This is a genomic window from Paraburkholderia sp. CNPSo 3274 (assembly GCF_024206475.1).
GTDB lineage: Bacteria > Pseudomonadota > Gammaproteobacteria > Burkholderiales > Burkholderiaceae > Paraburkholderia.
Genome location: NZ_JAMBPR010000235.1, coordinates 1 through 879, shown reverse-complemented (window position 1 = coordinate 879; position 879 = coordinate 1). Strand labels below are relative to the sequence as shown.

Below are 879 nucleotides of genomic sequence, written 5' to 3'. Positions count from 1 at the left end.
CTGCAGCTGGGCAACGGCGGCACCAGCGGCAGCATCGTCGGCAACGTCACCGACAATGGCACCCTGGCATTCGACCGCAGCGACACGCTCACCTACGGCGGCGTGGTCTCCGGAACTGGCGCCCTGGTGCAGATGGGCACCGGCACCACGGTGCTCACGGGTACCAGCACCTACAGCGGCCCGACCACCGTGCAGACCGGCACGCTGACCGTCAAAGGCTCGATAAGCTCGCCCGTGACCGTACTGTCAACGGGAACCCTGGCCGGATCCGGCACGGTGAACGGCAACGTGGTGAACCAGGGGGTGGTCTGGCCTGGAAACCCGGTGGCTGGAGATACCGGTTACGGGACGCTGACGATACGCGGCAACTACAGCGACCCGCAGGGGCAGGTGGTTTTCAACACGTTCCTGGGCACGGATGGCTCGCCGTCGAGCCGGCTGGTGCTGGACAGCGGGACCACGAGCGGGACGAGTTCGGTGATCGTGCACCCGACCGGCACAACCGGTGCGTTGACCCAGAACAACGGCATCCAGGTGGTGCAGGCGGTCAACGGCGCCACCACCGGTGCACAGGCATTCGTCCTGACGAGCGAACTGCGCGGCGGTTCCTATGACTACCGCCTGTTTCGGGGCAGTGCCGACGGCAGCGCACCCCAGGACTGGTTCCTGCGCTCCGACTTCATCGTGCCGCCAACGTCGGGGCAATCACTCCCGTCGGAACCAGACGGTATCCCCCCGGGTGACTCACTGCCGGTCAATCCGCCGCCGAGCCAGCTGGCACCGGCGAAGTATCCAATCATCGGTCCGGAGACCGCCACCTACTCGGTGGTGCAGCCCATCGCGAGGCAACTGGGTCTCACCACGCTGGGCACGCTGCAT

Annotated in this window: 1 protein-coding gene; it reads left to right on the top strand. The window is 66.7% G+C overall.

The genetic code is table 11. The features are described from left to right. The coding region (locus tag M3I54_RS44420) for an autotransporter-associated beta strand repeat-containing protein (protein WP_375542336.1) at positions 1-879 on the top strand (879 nt) is incomplete at both ends.